This is a genomic window from Candidatus Omnitrophota bacterium (assembly GCA_028716565.1).
Classification (GTDB): domain Bacteria; phylum Omnitrophota; class Gorgyraeia; order Pluralincolimonadales; family Pluralincolimonadaceae; genus Pluralincolimonas.
Genome location: JAQUPL010000004.1, coordinates 55331 through 71950, shown reverse-complemented (window position 1 = coordinate 71950; position 16620 = coordinate 55331). Strand labels below are relative to the sequence as shown.

Here is a 16620-nt window from a genome sequence, read left to right as displayed (position 1 = left end):
TTATCCGGCAGGCCCCTCATTTGACCCCTAGTTATAATGCTTGAAATAAGCATTTTGGGCGTTATAATCATTTTATACGCTAAGGGCACAGCCGCTGAGTTCAAACGTTAGATTGCGCCACCTTCATTACAAAGAAGAGGATCAGCAAAAGTCAAGAAAGGAAAATCCTAAGTGAAAAAAATTGTTTCGCTGTCTTTATTCGCAATTATTATTTTTCCCATGTTCATCTGCGCTCAAGCGCATGGTGATCAGATGGGTTGGCTCAACCAGCCTAAAAAATGGTTGAACGACAACGGAAAAATCACGATCGCAGTGGAGAGTAAAACAGATTTCTGGCGTATCACGCATTACGGCTACATTACAGACAACGGACATTTCTACTTTCGGGAGCAGGAAGGTGATTTTATTGCCCAGGTGAAAGTCCAGGGAAACTATAAGTCTCTCTATGACCAGGCAGGCTTGATGATAAGGATCAATGAAAAGAATTGGATCAAAACGGGAATTGAATTTGTCAATAATACGGAGAACATCAGCACAGTAATGACGAGGGATTATTCAGATTGGTCTGTGGTCGCTCTACGCGCAAGACCCAGCTATGTGTGGTTAAAATTGATACGCAAGAACGACTATGTGGAAATCAGTTATTCCTTGGACAACAAGTCATATCAGGTTGTGCGCGAAGGATATTTTCCGCCGAAAGTGAAATGCAAGGTCGGTATTATGGCAGCGGCGCCGGAGGGGCAAGGCTTCCAAGCCGTATTCGAGGAATTTAAGATTACACCCGGGGAATAGTCCAAAAGGCAATCTAACAACCAGATGGGCCGGACTCACTTCCCGGATTATCTTTTGTATCGATCAATCATGCTTGCCGGTCATCTGGAACGTTAGACCTCGGCAAATAAAACGGTTGAGTTTCCGCCCGCGAAGTTATAGAATATGCCTGTGCCAGAGAAGCCCAGATTACTTTTGCATGTCTGCTGCGCGCCTTGCTGCACCTACCCGATAACAGCCCTGCAGGATGAATTCGACGTAGAGTTATTCTTCTACAACCCGAATATCCATCCTGAAGAAGAGTATAAGGCGCGGCTTGACGAGGCGGAGAAATACGCCTTGAAGATAGGCGTCATCCTGCACAAGGCCGCTTATGAGGTAGACACGTGGTTCAGGGCGACGGCCGGCCTCCAGGACGAGCCCGAGGGCGGGGACCGCTGCGAGATATGCTACCGGATGCGGCTCGGCAAGACCGCGCAGTTCGCCGCGACCAACGGCTTCGCTTTTTTTACCACGACGCTCAGTATCAGCCCGCACAAAAACGCGGAAAAGATAAACGAGCTCGGCGCGATGATCGCGGATATGTATATGTTGCAATTTTACGGCGCTGATTTCAAGAAGAACGAAGGTTTCAAGAGGTCCGCGCAGATGTCAAAAGAGGCGGGCCTATACAGGCAGGACTATTGCGGTTGCCAATACAGCAAGAAGGGGAAAGGCTGAAATGAAGAAATGCCCGTATTGCGCGGAAGAGATACAGGACGAGGCGATAAAGTGCAAGCATTGCGGCGAGTTCCTTGATAAGCAGAAGCAGAAATGGTATTTCAAGACCTACGCTTTCGTCATCGCGTTCCTGTGCATCGGGCCGTTCGCGCTCCCGATAGTATGGTTCAACCCGACTTACAGCAGGGTGAAAAAGATGAACATAACGCTTATAGCTTTGGCGGCCAGCGCGGCGCTGACTATCATATTCTGGGGCGCTTTCCAATCTATAGGCGGTTATTATAAGCAGATCGAGGAATTGTTCCCTAAAATATAAAAAAGGAGGAGTTGGAATGGCTGATCTGAAATCAAAGGTCCATGAAGCTTTAAACAAGATACGCCCGATGCTGCAGGCCGACGGGGGCGATATCGAGCTTGTAGATGTCGTCGGGAAAACGGTCAAGGTGAAACTTACCGGCGCCTGCGGTTGCTGCCCGATGTCGCAGATGACGCTGCAGATGGGCGTCCAGCGCGCGATAAAAGAAGACGTGCCAGAAATAGAGAAGGTGGAAGCGGTTTAGGATCAAGGAGGAAATTTCCTTGACAAAGGTTTTTGGGTTGAGTATACTTATAACAAAAGAAAGGGGGAAATTATGAAGAGCAGACTGTTAACGACCACAATTTTGGTATTGGTAGTAATCGGTCTTTTATCCGTAAGCTCGCCTTCATACGCCCAGGGCGCCTTAAATAAGCTGGGGCGCGGAATAGTGAATACTCTCACTGGCTGGCTCGAGATCCCGAAGGGGATAGTTGATGAAAGCAAGGCCAATAACGTATTCACCGGGCTGACAGTCGGGACGATAAAAGGATTAGGCTTAGGCCTGGTCCGCACCGGCGCGGGTATCTACGAAGCGTTGACGTTCCCGTTCCCGATCCCCGAGGGTTATGAACCGATCGTAAAGCCTGAATTTGTTTATTCCGGCGAAAAGTAAAATCTTGTAGTCAGAAGAAAGAATCTTGCGGGCCCCGGAAACACGGGGCCCGTTTTACTAAGTACGGTTCGAAACGTGAAAAATAATCTTGACAAAACCCTATTTATATGGCAATATTTAAACAACCTACTTATTAACAGTACCTTACATACCTGTTTTAAAAAGTCCCTTGTAGCAAATTTCAAATGTACGTAGGAGGAGGGTTTGAATGCGTTTTAAAGTGATTCTTCTTTCCGGTATCTTTGCGGCGTTGTCTACGGCCTATATGGGACCGGCTTTTTCTGCCGGCGAACAGGTTGCGCCGCTTTTTGACCCCGGGACAGAAGAAGTCGTCGATTACGCCAAATACGGCGAGTTCAAAGGCCTTGGTACCGACAGTTACAAGTACGAGATCAAAGACAGGAAAGGGCTTGCCGCAGCGGTAGGGGAAGGGATATATCCAAGCACTAGCATAACAAAAGACCCCGCATACAGGGAAGCTCAGGCGAGCGGGAAGCTCATAGGAAAGCATTGGGAATTCGTAAACAACGAGGACCAGATGCTGGCCTTTTACAAATGGGCGACCGCGAGCGAAGAATCGGGCGTAAAGCAGTATTACACGGCTGCCGCCCTTGCCAGGTCCGGCCATACGCTCCAGGCGATAAAGGCGCATTACGCCATCCTGGTGAATTTCCCGAGGTCGATAGGCTGGACGTATTGGCATACCCCGCTCTATACCTCGAAAATGGCGTTAAATGACCTCGAATACCTTATCAGGACGCACCCGGAGCTGGGCATTAAACTGGTAGACGCGAAGATAACGGTGGAAAATTCCTTCGACAACGACGTATCCAACGATAAATTTATCATAAATCCCGGAAAGCTTGTGAAAGTAAAACCCGGAGAAGTTATACCCCCCAAGACAGATCTCACAAAACTCAAGATCATCAAGACCGCGGGCGGCGCACACGTCAAACTCGTCAAATACGAGAATGGCCACTGGCAGCTCCTGGTCGACGGCAAGCCTTTCCCTATGAAGGCGATCGCCTATTCCCCGAACAAGGTCGGGCTCTCCCCGGATAACGGGACCTTGAACGTCCAGACCGACTGGATGACCGCGGATTATAACAAGAACGGAAAGATCGACGGCCCGTATGACGCCTACGTCGACAAGAACAAGAACAACAAACAGGACCCGGACGAGCCTTCTGTCGGCGATTTCCAGCTGATGAAGGAGATGGGGGTCAATACGATCCGCCTTTACCATCATTCCACCAATAAAGAACTCCTTAAGGATGGCTATGAGAGATACGGTTTCATGTATCTCATGGGAGATTTCCTCGGGATGTATGCCACCGGTTCCGGCGCCGATTGGTATTCGGGCACGGATTACACCAACGAAGAGCATAAGAAGAAGATGATGGCGAGCGTCAGGGAGGTCGTGGAGGAATATAAGGACGAGCCTTATATCCTCATGTGGGTGCTTGGCAACGAGAACAATTACGGCTATCCCGGCGTGCCGGAAGTCGAGCCGGGGATGGGATGCCGCGCCAAGCTCCAGCCGGACGCGTATTACGCCTTCGTCAACGAAGTGGCGAAGATGATAAAATCTATAGACCCCAACCACCCGGTCGCCATCTGCAACGGCGAGACGGTATATCTTGATTATTTCGCCAAGTATTGCCAGGATGTGGACGTATTTGGAGCGAATGTTTACCGCGGCCCGAACGGATTCGGGAGGACGTATTGGGAGGACGTAAAGGACTTTACCGGCAGGCCCTCTATCATAACCGAATACGGCTCTCCTTCCTATTTAAAGGATAACCTGGAAAAAGGGGAAGAGCTGCAGGCGGAATACCATAAAGGCAATTGGGAGGATATCGCCTATAATATGGCGGGTTCAGGTTTCGGGAACGCCCTTGGCGGGGTCTGTTTCGAATGGGTGGACGAGTGGTGGAAGGGGGGGCCTCCGCCGCAGCTCGATCCCGCGAAACAGGAACCTGAAGGATGGGATTACAAGGCAAAGGCAAAGACCCCGGGTAATTTCCGCGGGCCTTTCCCGGACGGGTGGCTGCATGAAGAATATTTGGGAGTAACAAGCCAGGGGAACGGTTCGGACAGTCCGTTCTTAAGACAGCTAAAGAAGGCTTATTCCTGGTATAAGGGAAACTGGACAAAATAACGAAAGGGGGGTTAAGGAAATGAAGAAATCAGTAATTCTGTTGGTGGTATTGGCGCTGGCCGTATGCGTAGCCGGCGTATCCGTCGCCGCCGATGCGGCCGGCACAGGAGGGTTCAAAAGGTTTAATGTCTACACCGACCGCTCAGCCCGCGATAACCATTATATACCTTCGGGCTGGATGGGCGATTATGGCGATATAAAACTTGATACCGGTTGGAAGGATAATCCTCACTCCGGGACCAACTGCATAAAGATCGTCTACACCTGCGAGCAGAAACAGGGCGCCGGCTGGGCGGGCATCTTCTGGCAGAACCCGGCTAATAACTGGGGGACCAAACCCGGCGGTTATGACCTTACCGGAGCCAAGAAGCTCGTCTTCTGGGCGAGGGGCGAAAAAGGCGGAGAGATGCTCTCAAAGACCCAGATCGGCACCTTGGCCGAAGTCAAGGTAGGCGGCATTACGGGTGAATACGCCGATTCGGATTCCGTCTCGATCGGGCCTTTAACGCTTACTCCCGAATGGAAAGAGTATACGATAGACCTGACCGGCAAGGACCTGACGTACATCTCCGGCGGTTTCTGCTGGGCGGCAAGCGCTGCCGATAACCCGGACGGGTTCACGATCTACTTTGATGATATTTATTACGAGTAGACGGGAGCTCATTTACCTAGTATAATATGGATTTGTTAAGGACATAGATTACCGGCGCTTCCCGATAAAGGGAGCGCCGGAGCTTTAGTCTATTTTTATCCGTAATAAAAGGGAGGTTTGACCAGATGAAGAAGCTCGTTGTTTTAATGGCGGCCCTCAGCATCCTTGCCGCCGCCGCGGTATCCTACGCGGAGTTCAAGAAATTCAATGTCTATACCGATAAGATGGCCAAGGATAATCATTATACGCCTTCCGGATGGATGGGTGATTACGGAGATATTAAGGTAGACGCCGGCAGCAAGGATAATCCGCATTCCGGGTCGACCTGCGTAAAGATAAGCTACTCGGGCGAGCAGAAACAGGGCGCGGGCTGGGCCGGGGTATATTGGCAGAATCCCGCCAATAACTGGGGCACGCAGCCGGGAGGCATCGATCTTAAAGGCGCAAAGAAGCTCGTCTTCTGGGCGAGGGGCGGGAAGGGCGGCGAGAAGATAGCGGAGTTCAAGATCGGCGGCATCACGGGTGAATACGGCGATTCCGATTCCGCGGGCATAACCGACGTAACGCTCACGCCCGAATGGAAAGAATATAAGATAGACCTGGCTGGCAAGGACCTCGGATCGATCTCCGGCGGTTTCTGCTGGGTCGCTAACGCCGCGTCGAATCCCAACGGTTTCACGATCTACCTCGACGACATGTATTACGAATAGAAAGATCCGGGCGCGATTCGACCGTAATCTCGAAAGGGGGTTTGGGAAATGAAGAGGCTGGCAATCCTGTTTGTGCTATTGGCGCTGACTGTCTGTGTTTCAGGCCGTTCATGCGCCGCTGACGCGGCCGTTAGTTCCGCCGCTGACACAGGCTTCAAGAGGTTTAACGTCTATACCGACAGATCAGCGCGCGATAACCATTACATACCTTCGGGCTGGATGGGCGATTACGGCGATATGAAGATCGATACCGGATGCAAGGATAATCCCCATAGCGGGACCACCTGCATAAAGATCGTATACTCGGGCGAACAGAAACAGGGAGCGGGCTGGGCGGGCATTTTCTGGCAGAACCCGGCGAATAACTGGGGGACGAAGCAGGGCGGTTTCGACCTGACAGGCGCCAAGAAGCTTATATTTTGGGCGCGCGGAGAAAGAGGCGGCGAGGTATTGGCCGAAGTCAAGGTAGGCGGCATTACCGGCGAATACGGCGATTCGGATTCCGTCTCTATCGGGCCCATTACCCTCACCCGCGATTGGAAAGAATATACGATCGACCTGACCGGCAAAAGCCTTTCTTACATCTCCGGCGGTTTCTGCTGGGCGGCCAGTGTTGCCGATAACCCGAACGGGTTCGCGATCTTTCTCGACGACATCTATTATGAGTAAATAAAATATGGACCATCATACAAGCCATCATCCCGGACATCACGAAGGCCATCATGATGTCCATCACGCTAGAAGGGGCCACAAGAAAAGGCGGTATTTTGCGATCCCGCTGGTACTATTACTGCTGGTTTTCTTCATTGGCGGGTGTTTCCTCCTGAACAAGATCTCGCAGAAGCCCGATGCCAAGACAAAGAAGGTCGTCCTGGAGAGGCTGCTGAAAAGCGGTCATTACAGGCTTTTGGCCGGCGGCGCGCCGTATCTTATCATAGGTGTATGCTATCAGCCCGTACCTCCGGGAAATGACTATACCTACAACTGGTGGGGCGACCCGGCGAAACCGTGGCTGACCGACGGCCAGCTTATGAAAGATGCCGGCATCAATACGATCCGCATCTATCAGCCGGGGGAAAACCCGAAAGAGGTCAAGCAAGTTATAAGTGACCTTTTCCAGAAATTCGGCATCCGCACGATCCTCGGCCACAACCTCGGTATATATGATGTCCCGCCTCCCAATTATACCGACGAAAATTACAGGCAATTATTGAAGGAACAAGTGCTGAGCATAGTCAAGACCTATAAGGACGAACCGGGAATATTGATGTGGGTGTTGGGTAACGAGAATGATTATAGTTTCGACGACTCGATGTCCCCGTGGGGCTCGGCCGAGCTTGACGCGATAGAGGACCCGAAGGAGAGGGCGAACGCTAAAGCTAAGATATATTATTCCTTTGTAAATGACATCGCGAAGGAGACAAAAAAGATAGACCCGAACCATCCGGTAGCGATGGGGAACGGCGAAGTCTTCTATCTCGAGATCGCAAAGCCGTTGACGCCCGATGTAGACATACTCGGGCTTATCTCTTACCGCGGTATGAGTTTCGGCAATACATGGGAGCAGGCTGATAAGCGTCTCGGCAAACCTATAGTATTGATCGAATTCGGCTGTGACAGGTTCAATGCCCTCACTAAAAAGGAAGATGAGGACGACCAGGTCAAGTTCCTTATAACCCAGTGGAAAGAGATGCTTCGCAATAGCTGCGGCATGACGGGCAAGGGGACGGTGCTGGGAGGCTGTATATTCGAGTGGAACGATGAATGGTGGAAGCACGACGCGTCCAATCCCGCGGGCTGGTTTGTGCAGGACGAGGCGGCAGGCTGGCCTAACGGCGCCTATTATTTTGATATCGAGACTGAAGGCCATATGAACATGAACGAGGAGTGGTACGGCATCGTCGGGTTAAGCCTCGAGAAAGATAAAGATACCGGCGTCAACAAGAGGATACCCAAAAAGGCGTATTACGCCCTTAAGGAGTTATGGTCAAAGGGTTGCGCGGCGGTCGAGCCGCCGAGGGTTGGTAAGAAACCTAATTAGCCCCTCAGGGATAATTAGTTCCTTAAGTGGGCGTCCGCGTATTGCGCGATCATCTCCGCGACTTTAGTGGGAGGGATGACCGAGAAGTAATGGTCGACGACGCAATGCGCTATCTCGTGGGCGAGGACATTGGCCGAGACCTTCTCCTCGCTGGCGAAGAGCGTGTTTAGCTTGAATATATAGTAGGCTATGAACTTGTTATCCTGCCTGAATATTTCGACATATACCCTGTCGAGATCGTCCTGCCCCCTGTAGATCCTGACGTTCACCCGAAGGTCTTTCGGCCTCATGTCGAGTATTTCCTGCACCTTGAAGAATATAAGGTCTAATTTGTACGCGATCTCGTCCTTCGTATCGTCGCCCCCGCGCGGAGGTTTTTCCGTAAGCCCGTAATCTATCTTGTACGTGTCTATCCTGCCGTTTACCGCCGCGAGGTCGACGCCGTCCTTAAAAAAGACGGTGCAATAGAGGCTGTTTACGCTCGTCCAATCGCTGCCGTCGAAGAACCGGCCGTCCTCCGAGGTGACGCTCGCCGGGGCGCTCGCCGCGGCGAAGAGGAGGAGGAACAAAAATACGGGGGATATCCTGAAATAAGAGAGGTTGTTCTTTACCTGCCCGATCTTTTTTTCGATATCGCCCAATCTCTTTTCTATCTCGCCTTCAGGCGCGCCCTTAGACCGCAGCAGGGACCTTATCCCTTTGACCTCTTCCTCGAGTTCTTTTATTTTGGCCTGCGAAGAGGAGAGGGGATCTTTTATGTTCTTGACCGCGGCGTTTATTATCCCGCCCAGGTCTTTGAATTCGTCGTGCTCCCTTAGGCGGACTTCCACTGTCAGGTTGCCTTTGCCTATCTCGGCGACATCTTTTTCCAGGCGGTATATGGGCCCGTAGATACGGTGGGATATAAAAAGGAGCACCGCTATGGTCGCGAGGCTCACGAGCACGATGGCTATCATGCCGCTGGAGGCCAGGACAGGCAGTATGTAATCTGCGGTGCTCTTTACGATAAGCCTCAGGCCCTCGAAACTCGTGGTCACGGTCTTCTTTGTAAGGAGGAGGGAGATGACGCTCATTATAAGGCAGGCCAATATCAGGAGCAGGCAGAACTTGACTATGAAACTCGCCTGGAATTTTTTCTTTATGAAATAATTTCTTCTCCTGTTCCTCTGCTCCGGGGCTTTTGTCATTTTATATCTATCTTCTTAAGGGCTTCTCTGTTGATGTCGATCTTCGTCCCCTTCTGGAGGCCGGCGATCCACGCCTTGATCATCCCGCTCGCTTTCCGGTTGCGGTCTTTTTCCGTCTCAGGGATCGAGGAGAGGAACTCTTCCGACTTCTTATTCAGGAGCGAACGCAGGAGGCTCTGCTCCCAGAACCGCTCGACCATCTTCATGAATTCAGGGTCCCTGTCAAGGCCCAGGCGCCGGGCTTCCAGCAGAAGGACCTTTTTCTCTATTATATCGTTCAGGAGCCGTTCTTTGGGGACGCTATTGCGGTATTCCGGAGTGTAAAGCGATGCCTCAGAGAGGAAATCCTCTTTATATAAGGAATAATCGCCTATTTTGGCGATGACCTCTTTATTGGGGCCCTTTTCCGAGCAGCCGGCCGCGGAAAAGACGGCGCCCGCGATAAGGATCAAAAGTATAAAATATCTCACATCCGTTATTATAAGGGCTTTACTTCCTTTTTGCAATATGTTAATTTATTACCATGAAACTTCCCGTCCTTTTGGCGCTTTTTCCCGCTCTTCTGGCCTTAACGCCGGTTTATGCGGAATATAATACCGTCACCCACAGGGACGAGTCGATCAATATGTCTACCGAACAGGAGGTAACCATAGGCGATTCCGTCTCCAAGCAGGTCGAAAAGGCTTACAAGCTCGTCGACGACAAGCATATGGAGGAGCGCGTTGAGCTTATAGGCAACAACCTGGCCAAGGTTTGCGACCGAAAAGAGCTTATCTACCATTTCAAGGTGCTGGATATCAACGACATAAACGCGGTCTCCCTGCCGGGCGGATGGGTCTATGTCTTCAAGGGGCTCGTCGAGAAGTGCAAGAATGACGATGAGCTGGCCGGGGTAATCGCCCATGAAATCGGGCATATCTGCGCGCGGCATTCCGCTAAACAACAGCAGACCAGTTCCATAATGACCGCCATAATGATAGCCGTCACGGCAACCGGCGGCGGGAGTGCCTCCCAGGCTACCAATCTCGCCCTCTCATCCCTTCTGGCGGCCTATTCCAGGGAGGACGAGTTCGAGGCGGACAGGAGGGCCGTCATATACACTAAAAAGGCGGGTTACGACCCGTATGCGTTGATCACTTTTATGGAAACGATGCACGAAGTCGGGAAAGACAAGATAAGGTCCTATACCTACTTCAGGTCCCACCCTTACGAAGGGGAGAGGATCGGCAATATCAACCGCCAGATAAACGGCGTCCTGGATTTTAACGGCTGGATAAATAAGCCGATAGACAAGGACAGATGGTGATCTTTTGGAGGGGAGCATGAAGGCAAAATTCCTTTTTCCCGCAATTATCCTGTGTTTGGTTTTTCTCACGGTGCGTAACGCATATCCCGCGGACAAGCCGCAGCAAAAGCCCGGGGTCCGGATACCGAAAGCGGAACAGCCCGTCCTGATCGACGGGAATCTCGATGAGTATCCCGGGTACGCCATAAGGATGGACGGCGAGTCCTTCGAAAAGCTCCAGTATTTCGAATATGGCGGAAAGGATGACATCAGCGCGGATATTTATCTCCTCTGGGACGATGAGAACCTCTACGTCGCGGCCAGGGTGACCGACGATGTCCCATTAGATAACGGCAAGGAAGGGCCTGATATTTGGGACGGCGACGCCATAGAGGTCCTCTTGGGGATGGACGAGAAGGCGGATCCCGCGAGGATATATTTCGGCAAGGGTGATTACCAGATAGGGCTAAGCCCCGGCAACAACAAGGATATCAAGCCGGGCGAATGGGTCTGGCGGTGCGACGATTACCAGAGCGGCATAGAAGTCGTCTCGAAACAGTGGGATAAAGGGTACATCATCGAGGCCAAGATACCTTTTAAGGTGTTGGGCGGGTTCAAGCCTGAACTGGGCAAGAAGTTTGATTTCGATATAGCGGTAGATGACAGCGACAATAGCAAGGTCCCCGGAGGGAGTAAAAGGAAGGCGCAACTGGCCTGGACCGGCACAAAAGAGTTCTATTCCGATCCCAGCCAGTGGGGGACGGCGGTCCTTGCCGCCCCGCAGGCCGCATTTACGCTCTCTTATGCCGCCATAATAGGCATAATTATCGCCGTTACGGTCATTGTGGTCTTTATGAATTTTACCGTCCATAAGCCTAAATAGGCATTGAAAAAGCCCCCTAATATTGATAAAATCATCAAATCGGAGGATATCCAATGAAATGCGATACATGCGGACGGGACGTGCCTGAGGTGAGGAGGGTGGTAGTCGCCCCGGGATACGACAGGGCGTTGGCCAAGCCGGTCTATAATTGCCCGGAATGCTACGAGAAGAAAGAGAAGGCCAAGAAGTACAACACCCCAGAGAATAAATAGCCGATCATGCCCCAACAGATAAAAGTTCTGGATAACGGATATGTCGCGCTCGTCGATTCCATGGGCGGGGACAAGGCGGTCATAGAAGGCGCACGCCGCTGCTACATGAGCGAGCCGCAGGGCGCTGAAGCCGACGAGAAACTCATCCGCCACCTCATAGCCAAGGACCACGGCACGCCGTTCGAGCACGCCTATTTCAGGTTCGATGTCAAATGCCCGATATTTGTCGCGCGCCAGTGGATCCGCCACCGCATCGGCACATACAACGAGATGTCCCTTCGGTATTGCCTGGCAAAGAGGGATTTTTACACGCCTGATAACATTTCCGGCGAGGCGCTGGAAAAATATAAGAAGACGATAAACGACGCATTTGAAGCTTACGAGGCGATCGTCGCTTCCGGCGTAAAACGCGAACAAGCCCGCGGCGTCCTGCCGCTTTCGCTGTATACGCTCTATTACTGGACGGTAAATGCCCGTTCTCTGATGAATTTCCTCAAGCTGCGCCTCGATAAGGCCGCGCAGCCCGAGATCCGCGAATACGCAAAGGCGCTCCTGGAGATATTTAGGGAGACGATGCCGGTAACGGCGAAGGCCTTTGAAGAAAAGGTGATGCCGAAGCAGTAAATGGGATCCTCAGACCTGGCCAGCCCATCCCCGGAACAATTGATTGAAGGATGCATAAAGAAGGATAAGCGCTCGTGGGACATGTTCGTGGAGCGCTACTCAAAGGTGGTATATTGGGCGATAAGGGACAGGCTGAAACGGCTCGGGTATAATTTCGAAGACGAAGACATAAATGACATCCACCAGGATGTCTTTATCGCTTTATGGGCCGGCGATAAGCTCGCCCAGCTCAAGGAGAAGGATAAGGTCGCCGGATGGCTCGCGATGGTAGCCGGAAACGCGGCGGTCGACCATTTTAGGAGGATGAAGCGCCAGTCGCCGCCTAATTCGATATCCATATATGAAGAGATATACAAAAACGGCGACGGAGGGACGAGGACGCTCGAAGAGGTCCTGCCGTCAAAGGCCCCGGGCCCCGACAGGGAGGCGCAGTTGAGCGAGGCCAGGGAGGCGTTGGAATCGGTCATCGAGGCGCTTAAGCCGAAGGAGAAGATAGCCGTAAAACTCGACATCCTCCACGGCATGAAGCACAGCGAGATAGCAGATGCGCTCAATATTCCGGTAAATACAGTATCTACGACTATCGCGCGGGCGAAAAAATACTTGAAAGAAAAACTCGAAAAAGAGCGTCTATTATAACATGGAAGGGAAGATGACGAAATTACATGACGCGACGGCGACCAGATGCCCGGATGAGGCGGACCTGGCAGCCTTCCTCGGAGGCAAGCTAAAGGACGGCGAGGCACGCGCTATAGAGGAGCATATAGCCGGCTGCCCCGCATGCCTGGAGAGTGTCCGGGCAGGTTATCTGGGGGAGAGGTCGCATAACGCAGGGGACTTGCCGGCGTCAAATATGGAAATAATACGAAAGGCGAAAGGCTTGGCTAAGATGGACTCCAGAAAAAAGCATTTTAAGGCTAATCTATGGCTGGCCGCGACTGTCGCGGCGTTTTTGCTGTCATTTACCGTACCGAAATATTTCGCGCAATTCCTGGCCGCGGCGCTGATACTCGGGCTCAAGTGGGTCTCAGAGAGCGAGTCCGTCCGCACCCTGATAGTCGCGATGGATTCGAAACGCCGGCACGAAAACAAGGAAGAAGAGATCTCTAAATGGGGACGGTAGCCGGCAACAGCAGAAAAGCCGCTTTTCATCTAATAATCATATTTGGGCTGGTCAGCCTCTTCGGCGACATAGTCTACGAGGGCGCGCGCAGCGTCAATGGGCCTTACTTAAAGACGCTCGGTGTCAGCGCCGCCGTTGTCGGTTTCGTAGCCGGATTGGGAGAGTTCATCGGCTACGCGATACGGCTCGTCTCCGGGTATTTCGCCGATAAGACGAGGGCTTACTGGGTCTTTACTTTCCTGGGGTACGGGTTGCTTGTCTCTGTTCCGCTGCTTTCTTTGACAGGCGTATGGCAGGTCGCGGCCCTTTTTATAATAATGGAAAGGTTCGGGAAGGCGTTGAGGGCGCCGGCGCGGGACACGATAGTCTCGCAGGCGTCAAAGCAGGTGGGCACAGGCCTGGGGTTCGCGATATCCGAGGTCATGGACCAGATCGGGGCCCTGACCGGCCCGCTTATCCTCAGCGGACTTTTCCTGGTCATAGGCACGTCCGGGAATGAAATAGCCAAATACCAGAAAGGTTACAGCCTCTTCTGGATACCGTTCATCCTCGTTATGGCCTGCGTCACATTCGCGTTCTTGAAAGTCCCGAACCCGGAAAAGCTGGAGATGGCCGTAAAGAAAGCCCCGGAACCGGACAGATTATCCAAGACATTCTGGCTTTATACCGCTTTTACGTTCGTAACGACAATGGGTTTCGTGAATTTCGCGCTTATAGGTTATCATTTCAAGGCGAAGAACGTCCTTTCCGACGCCCAGATACCGCTTTTCTATGCCATTGCCATGGCGATCGACGGTGTCGCGGCCTGGTTCATAGGGACCTATTATGACCGGCTCAAAAAGAAGAGTAACAACGAGAAAGCCGGGCTCAGCGCGCTGATGACGATCCCGCTGTTATCCGCGTTTATACCGGTATTTGCTTTTTCCGTGAATTTCACGTTCGCTTTGATAAGCGCCGTTATCTGGGGGATCGTGATGGGCATACACGAGACGATAATGAAATCCGCCATCGCCGACCTTACTCCGATGAAGAGGAGGGGGACAGGATACGGCCTATTTAATACGGTTTACGGCCTTGCGATGTTTATCGGCAGCGCGGCCATGGGCGTCCTATATGACCATTCTATAATCGCGGTGATAGCGGTAACTGTCTGCTTGCAGGTACTTGCCGTACCCTTATTCTTTTTGATGAAGAAGGAAGCTTTTGCGGTATAATAGTCAACTAAAGACGGAGAAATATGGGACCGGATAAAACGATAGGAAAGAAGTTAAAGAATATAGTGATAGGCGGCGCGCATGACCCGCACGATAAGAAGATCTTCCATAAGATCTCGCTTATAGCTTTCTTCGCCTGGATCGGCATAGGCGCCGACGGCCTCTCTTCGTCATGCTACGGCCCCCAGGAAGCGTTCCTGGCGTTGCAGGGGCATATGTACCTGGGCATATTCGTCGCCCTGCTTACCGCCGCGACCGTCATTATCATAAGTACGAGCTATTCGCAGATAGTCGAGGTATTCCCGTCAGGTGGCGGAGGCTATCTCGTCGCCAGTAAACTGCTCTCTCCGAAGACCGGCATGGTTTCCGGCTGCGCCCTGCTGATAGACTACATACTTACGATAACCGTTTCTGTCGCGGCCGGCGCCGACGCGGTTTTCAGTTTCCTTCCCGAGAGCTGGCATCCTTATAGGCTTTTATTTGCCTGTCTTGTATTGTTCGGTCTTATACTGCTTAACCTGAGGGGCGTGAAGGAGTCGGTCATGACCCTTATGCCGATCTTCGTTATATTTATGATAACCCACGTATTACTGATCTTATATGCCCTCTCGATGCACGCCTCGAATTTCCCGCAGGTGGTCTCACAGACGAGGCTCGACGCGAGCAGTACCGCGGCTCAACTGGGTTTTTTCGGGATGATATTCCTCGTCCTGAAGGCATACAGCATGGGCGCCGGTACTTATACCGGTATAGAGGCTGTAAGCAATTCGCTTCCCGTCCTGAGGGAGCCAAAGGTAGAGACCGCGAAACGCACGATGCTCTATATGTCGCTATCGCTTGCTTTTATGGTCTTGGGTCTGATGCTCGCTTACGTCCTTTTTAAGGTGCATTTTCAGGGAGGGAAGACATTAAATGCCGTGTTGCTGGAGCAGGTGACCGGCTCATGGAGCAAGAGCTGGGGAGTACCGTTCATCCTGATAACGCTCGTCTCTGAGGCGGTGCTGCTTTTTGTGGCGGCGCAAACCGGTTTTATCGGCGGGCCGATGCTCCTATCTTATATGGCGCTTGATAAATGGGTGCCGACAAGGTTCGCGACGTTAAGCGACCGTTTTGTCACGCTGAACGGTGTTTTGATAATGGGCGCCGCGGCATTAATACTGATGATAGTCACCCGGGGTTCGGTCGCGTTCATGGTCGTCCTTTATAGTATCAACGTTTTTATAACCTTTACACTCTCGCAGGCCGGGATGGTCCGCCACTGGTGGATAGAGCGTAATAAATTATCATCATGGCGCAGGAAGTTCGCGATCAACAGTATAGGGTTGGTCTTGACCGCTTTTATCCTCGTATCCATCATCGTAGTCAAATTTACCGAGGGAGGATGGATAACGCTGATCGTGACCGGGACGCTGATCCTGGCCGTGGTCTTAATAAGGAAGCACTATGACAATACGGCGAAATTATTAAAGAGGCTCGACGCCCTGGTCATGGCTGCCGGTTATTCCAGTTCCGAGGAGATCCCGGGCATAACGAAGAAAGAGATGGGGGAATTCGATCGCGAGGCTAAGACAGCCGTCCTGCTTGTCAACGGGTTTAACGGGATGGGGCTCCATACGCTCTTTAATGTCTTCCGGCTCTTCGGGGATTCGTTCAAGAATTTCGTCTTTGTCCAGATCGGCGTAATAGACGCGGGGAATTTCAAGGGTGCGGCCGAATTGGAACATCTGCAGGCCCAGTCGAAGAGCGAGATCGACCGTTACGTCAACTTCGTCGAACAGCACGGTTACCATGCCGAAGGAATGTTCTCTCTCGGCACTGATGTTGTCGAGGAGGCGTCGAAACTTGCCCCGCAGATAACCGAAAAATACCCGCAGGCCGTCTTCTTCGGAGGCCAGATAGTCTTCCCGAAAGAGACCTTCCTTACCAGGCTGCTTCACAACTATACGGTATTCTCGATGCAGAGGAAATTCTACCACGAAGGCATCCCTGTCGTCATCTTACCGATAAGAGTTTAATAAAAATGGTGACAGTATACTTATCTCCCAATAATTAAGTATACTGTCACC

20 protein-coding genes are annotated in these 16620 nt (G+C 51.9%); 18 read left to right on the top strand and 2 right to left on the bottom strand.

The genetic code is table 11. The annotated features are described in order from the left end of the window. The first annotated feature begins 171 nt into the window (after nucleotides 1–171). The 10 genes from PHO67_05580 (at nucleotide 172) to PHO67_05535 (ending at nucleotide 8026) form a co-directional block, all read left to right on the top strand. Complete coding sequence (locus PHO67_05580) at nucleotides 172–792, top strand: DUF1349 domain-containing protein (protein ID MDD5546606.1); 621 nt, start codon at nucleotides 172–174, stop codon at nucleotides 790–792. Between the two features lie 150 nt (nucleotides 793–942). Continuing rightward, complete coding sequence (locus PHO67_05575) at nucleotides 943–1491, top strand: epoxyqueuosine reductase QueH (protein ID MDD5546605.1); 549 nt, start codon at nucleotides 943–945, stop codon at nucleotides 1489–1491. A 1-nt stretch (nucleotide 1492) separates the two neighbouring features. Next, nucleotides 1493–1807, top strand: coding sequence for a zinc ribbon domain-containing protein (locus PHO67_05570; protein ID MDD5546604.1), 315 nt, complete (start codon nucleotides 1493–1495; stop codon nucleotides 1805–1807). A gap of 25 nt (nucleotides 1808–1832) precedes the next feature. Further along, the gene (locus PHO67_05565) at nucleotides 1833–2051 is read left to right on the top strand and encodes a NifU family protein (GenBank protein ID MDD5546603.1); all 219 of its coding nucleotides are present in this window, start codon (nucleotides 1833–1835) and stop codon (nucleotides 2049–2051) included. Nucleotides 2052–2123: 72 nt separating this feature from the next. Continuing rightward, the gene (locus PHO67_05560) at nucleotides 2124–2462 is read left to right on the top strand and encodes an exosortase system-associated protein, TIGR04073 family (protein MDD5546602.1); all 339 of its coding nucleotides are present in this window, start codon (nucleotides 2124–2126) and stop codon (nucleotides 2460–2462) included. 208 nt (nucleotides 2463–2670) lie between these two features. After that, complete coding sequence (locus PHO67_05555; GenBank protein MDD5546601.1) at nucleotides 2671–4623, top strand: glycoside hydrolase family 2 TIM barrel-domain containing protein; 1953 nt, start codon at nucleotides 2671–2673, stop codon at nucleotides 4621–4623. Between the two features lie 19 nt (nucleotides 4624–4642). Next, nucleotides 4643–5275, top strand: a complete 633-nt coding sequence (locus PHO67_05550; GenBank protein ID MDD5546600.1) for a hypothetical protein — start codon at nucleotides 4643–4645, stop codon at nucleotides 5273–5275. A 125-nt stretch (nucleotides 5276–5400) separates the two neighbouring features. Continuing rightward, a complete protein-coding gene (locus PHO67_05545; protein ID MDD5546599.1) occupies nucleotides 5401–5985 on the top strand; it encodes a hypothetical protein in 585 nt (194 codons plus the stop codon). A gap of 48 nt (nucleotides 5986–6033) precedes the next feature. Further along, nucleotides 6034–6654, top strand: coding sequence for a hypothetical protein (locus PHO67_05540; protein MDD5546598.1), 621 nt, complete (start codon nucleotides 6034–6036; stop codon nucleotides 6652–6654). Nucleotides 6655–6661: 7 nt separating this feature from the next. Beyond that, nucleotides 6662–8026: a hypothetical protein gene (locus PHO67_05535; GenBank protein MDD5546597.1), complete on the top strand. Its 1365-nt coding sequence runs from the start codon at nucleotides 6662–6664 to the stop codon at nucleotides 8024–8026. A 14-nt stretch (nucleotides 8027–8040) separates the two neighbouring features. On the opposite strand, the gene PHO67_05530 is transcribed toward PHO67_05535, so the two are convergent. Continuing rightward, nucleotides 8041–9213, bottom strand: coding sequence for a methyl-accepting chemotaxis protein (locus PHO67_05530; GenBank protein MDD5546596.1), 1173 nt, complete (start codon nucleotides 9211–9213; stop codon nucleotides 8041–8043). Next, entirely contained in the window at nucleotides 9210–9683 is a 474-nt protein-coding gene (locus PHO67_05525; protein MDD5546595.1) for a hypothetical protein, read from the bottom strand. The genes PHO67_05530 and PHO67_05525 overlap by 4 nt, the downstream gene beginning before the upstream one ends. 53 nt (nucleotides 9684–9736) lie before the next feature. Between PHO67_05525 and PHO67_05520 the strand changes: the two genes are divergently transcribed. From PHO67_05520 to PHO67_05485, 8 genes are read left to right on the top strand one after another with little or no spacing between them, the layout of a single operon-like run. Continuing rightward, nucleotides 9737–10519 (top strand): M48 family metallopeptidase, encoded by a 783-nt coding sequence (locus PHO67_05520; GenBank protein ID MDD5546594.1) that lies wholly within the window; start codon nucleotides 9737–9739, stop codon nucleotides 10517–10519. A gap of 16 nt (nucleotides 10520–10535) precedes the next feature. Continuing rightward, a complete protein-coding gene (locus PHO67_05515; GenBank protein MDD5546593.1) occupies nucleotides 10536–11381 on the top strand; it encodes a sugar-binding protein in 846 nt (281 codons plus the stop codon). Between the two features lie 53 nt (nucleotides 11382–11434). After that, nucleotides 11435–11593 (top strand): hypothetical protein, encoded by a 159-nt coding sequence (locus tag PHO67_05510; GenBank protein ID MDD5546592.1) that lies wholly within the window; start codon nucleotides 11435–11437, stop codon nucleotides 11591–11593. 6 nt (nucleotides 11594–11599) lie between these two features. Continuing rightward, on the top strand, nucleotides 11600–12217 hold the full coding sequence (gene thyX / locus PHO67_05505; protein ID MDD5546591.1) for an FAD-dependent thymidylate synthase: 618 nt from the start codon (nucleotides 11600–11602) through the stop codon (nucleotides 12215–12217). Then, nucleotides 12218–12856: a sigma-70 family RNA polymerase sigma factor gene (locus PHO67_05500; protein MDD5546590.1), complete on the top strand. Its 639-nt coding sequence runs from the start codon at nucleotides 12218–12220 to the stop codon at nucleotides 12854–12856. 13 nt (nucleotides 12857–12869) lie between these two features. Beyond that, complete coding sequence (locus PHO67_05495) at nucleotides 12870–13340, top strand: zf-HC2 domain-containing protein (protein MDD5546589.1); 471 nt, start codon at nucleotides 12870–12872, stop codon at nucleotides 13338–13340. Beyond that, entirely contained in the window at nucleotides 13328–14554 is a 1227-nt protein-coding gene (locus tag PHO67_05490; GenBank protein ID MDD5546588.1) for an MFS transporter, read from the top strand. Before PHO67_05495 ends, PHO67_05490 begins: the two co-directional genes overlap by 13 nt. A 23-nt stretch (nucleotides 14555–14577) precedes the next feature. Next, the gene (locus PHO67_05485) at nucleotides 14578–16569 is read left to right on the top strand and encodes an APC family permease (protein MDD5546587.1); all 1992 of its coding nucleotides are present in this window, start codon (nucleotides 14578–14580) and stop codon (nucleotides 16567–16569) included. The last annotated feature ends 51 nt before the right edge of the window (nucleotides 16570–16620 follow it).

Bases quoted from the DNA above. Each gene is read 5' to 3' on its own strand.
- PHO67_05570 (MDD5546604.1), top strand. From the start codon at position 1,493: ATGAAGAAATGCCCGTATTGCGCGGAAGAGATACAGGACGAGGCGATA.
- PHO67_05560 (MDD5546602.1), top strand. From the start codon at position 2,124: ATGAAGAGCAGACTGTTAACGACCACAATTTTGGTATTGGTAGTAATC.
- PHO67_05555 (MDD5546601.1), top strand. From the start codon at position 2,671: ATGCGTTTTAAAGTGATTCTTCTTTCCGGTATCTTTGCGGCGTTGTCT.
- PHO67_05550 (MDD5546600.1), top strand. From the start codon at position 4,643: ATGAAGAAATCAGTAATTCTGTTGGTGGTATTGGCGCTGGCCGTATGC.
- PHO67_05545 (MDD5546599.1), top strand. From the start codon at position 5,401: ATGAAGAAGCTCGTTGTTTTAATGGCGGCCCTCAGCATCCTTGCCGCC.
- PHO67_05540 (MDD5546598.1), top strand. From the start codon at position 6,034: ATGAAGAGGCTGGCAATCCTGTTTGTGCTATTGGCGCTGACTGTCTGT.
- PHO67_05535 (MDD5546597.1), top strand. From the start codon at position 6,662: ATGGACCATCATACAAGCCATCATCCCGGACATCACGAAGGCCATCAT.
- PHO67_05530 (MDD5546596.1), bottom strand. From the start codon at position 9,213: ATGACAAAAGCCCCGGAGCAGAGGAACAGGAGAAGAAATTATTTCATA.
- PHO67_05520 (MDD5546594.1), top strand. From the start codon at position 9,737: ATGAAACTTCCCGTCCTTTTGGCGCTTTTTCCCGCTCTTCTGGCCTTA.
- PHO67_05515 (MDD5546593.1), top strand. From the start codon at position 10,536: ATGAAGGCAAAATTCCTTTTTCCCGCAATTATCCTGTGTTTGGTTTTT.
- PHO67_05510 (MDD5546592.1), top strand. From the start codon at position 11,435: ATGAAATGCGATACATGCGGACGGGACGTGCCTGAGGTGAGGAGGGTG.
- thyX (MDD5546591.1), top strand. From the start codon at position 11,600: ATGCCCCAACAGATAAAAGTTCTGGATAACGGATATGTCGCGCTCGTC.
- PHO67_05500 (MDD5546590.1), top strand. From the start codon at position 12,218: ATGGGATCCTCAGACCTGGCCAGCCCATCCCCGGAACAATTGATTGAA.
- PHO67_05495 (MDD5546589.1), top strand. From the start codon at position 12,870: ATGACGAAATTACATGACGCGACGGCGACCAGATGCCCGGATGAGGCG.
- PHO67_05490 (MDD5546588.1), top strand. From the start codon at position 13,328: ATGGGGACGGTAGCCGGCAACAGCAGAAAAGCCGCTTTTCATCTAATA.
- PHO67_05485 (MDD5546587.1), top strand. From the start codon at position 14,578: ATGGGACCGGATAAAACGATAGGAAAGAAGTTAAAGAATATAGTGATA.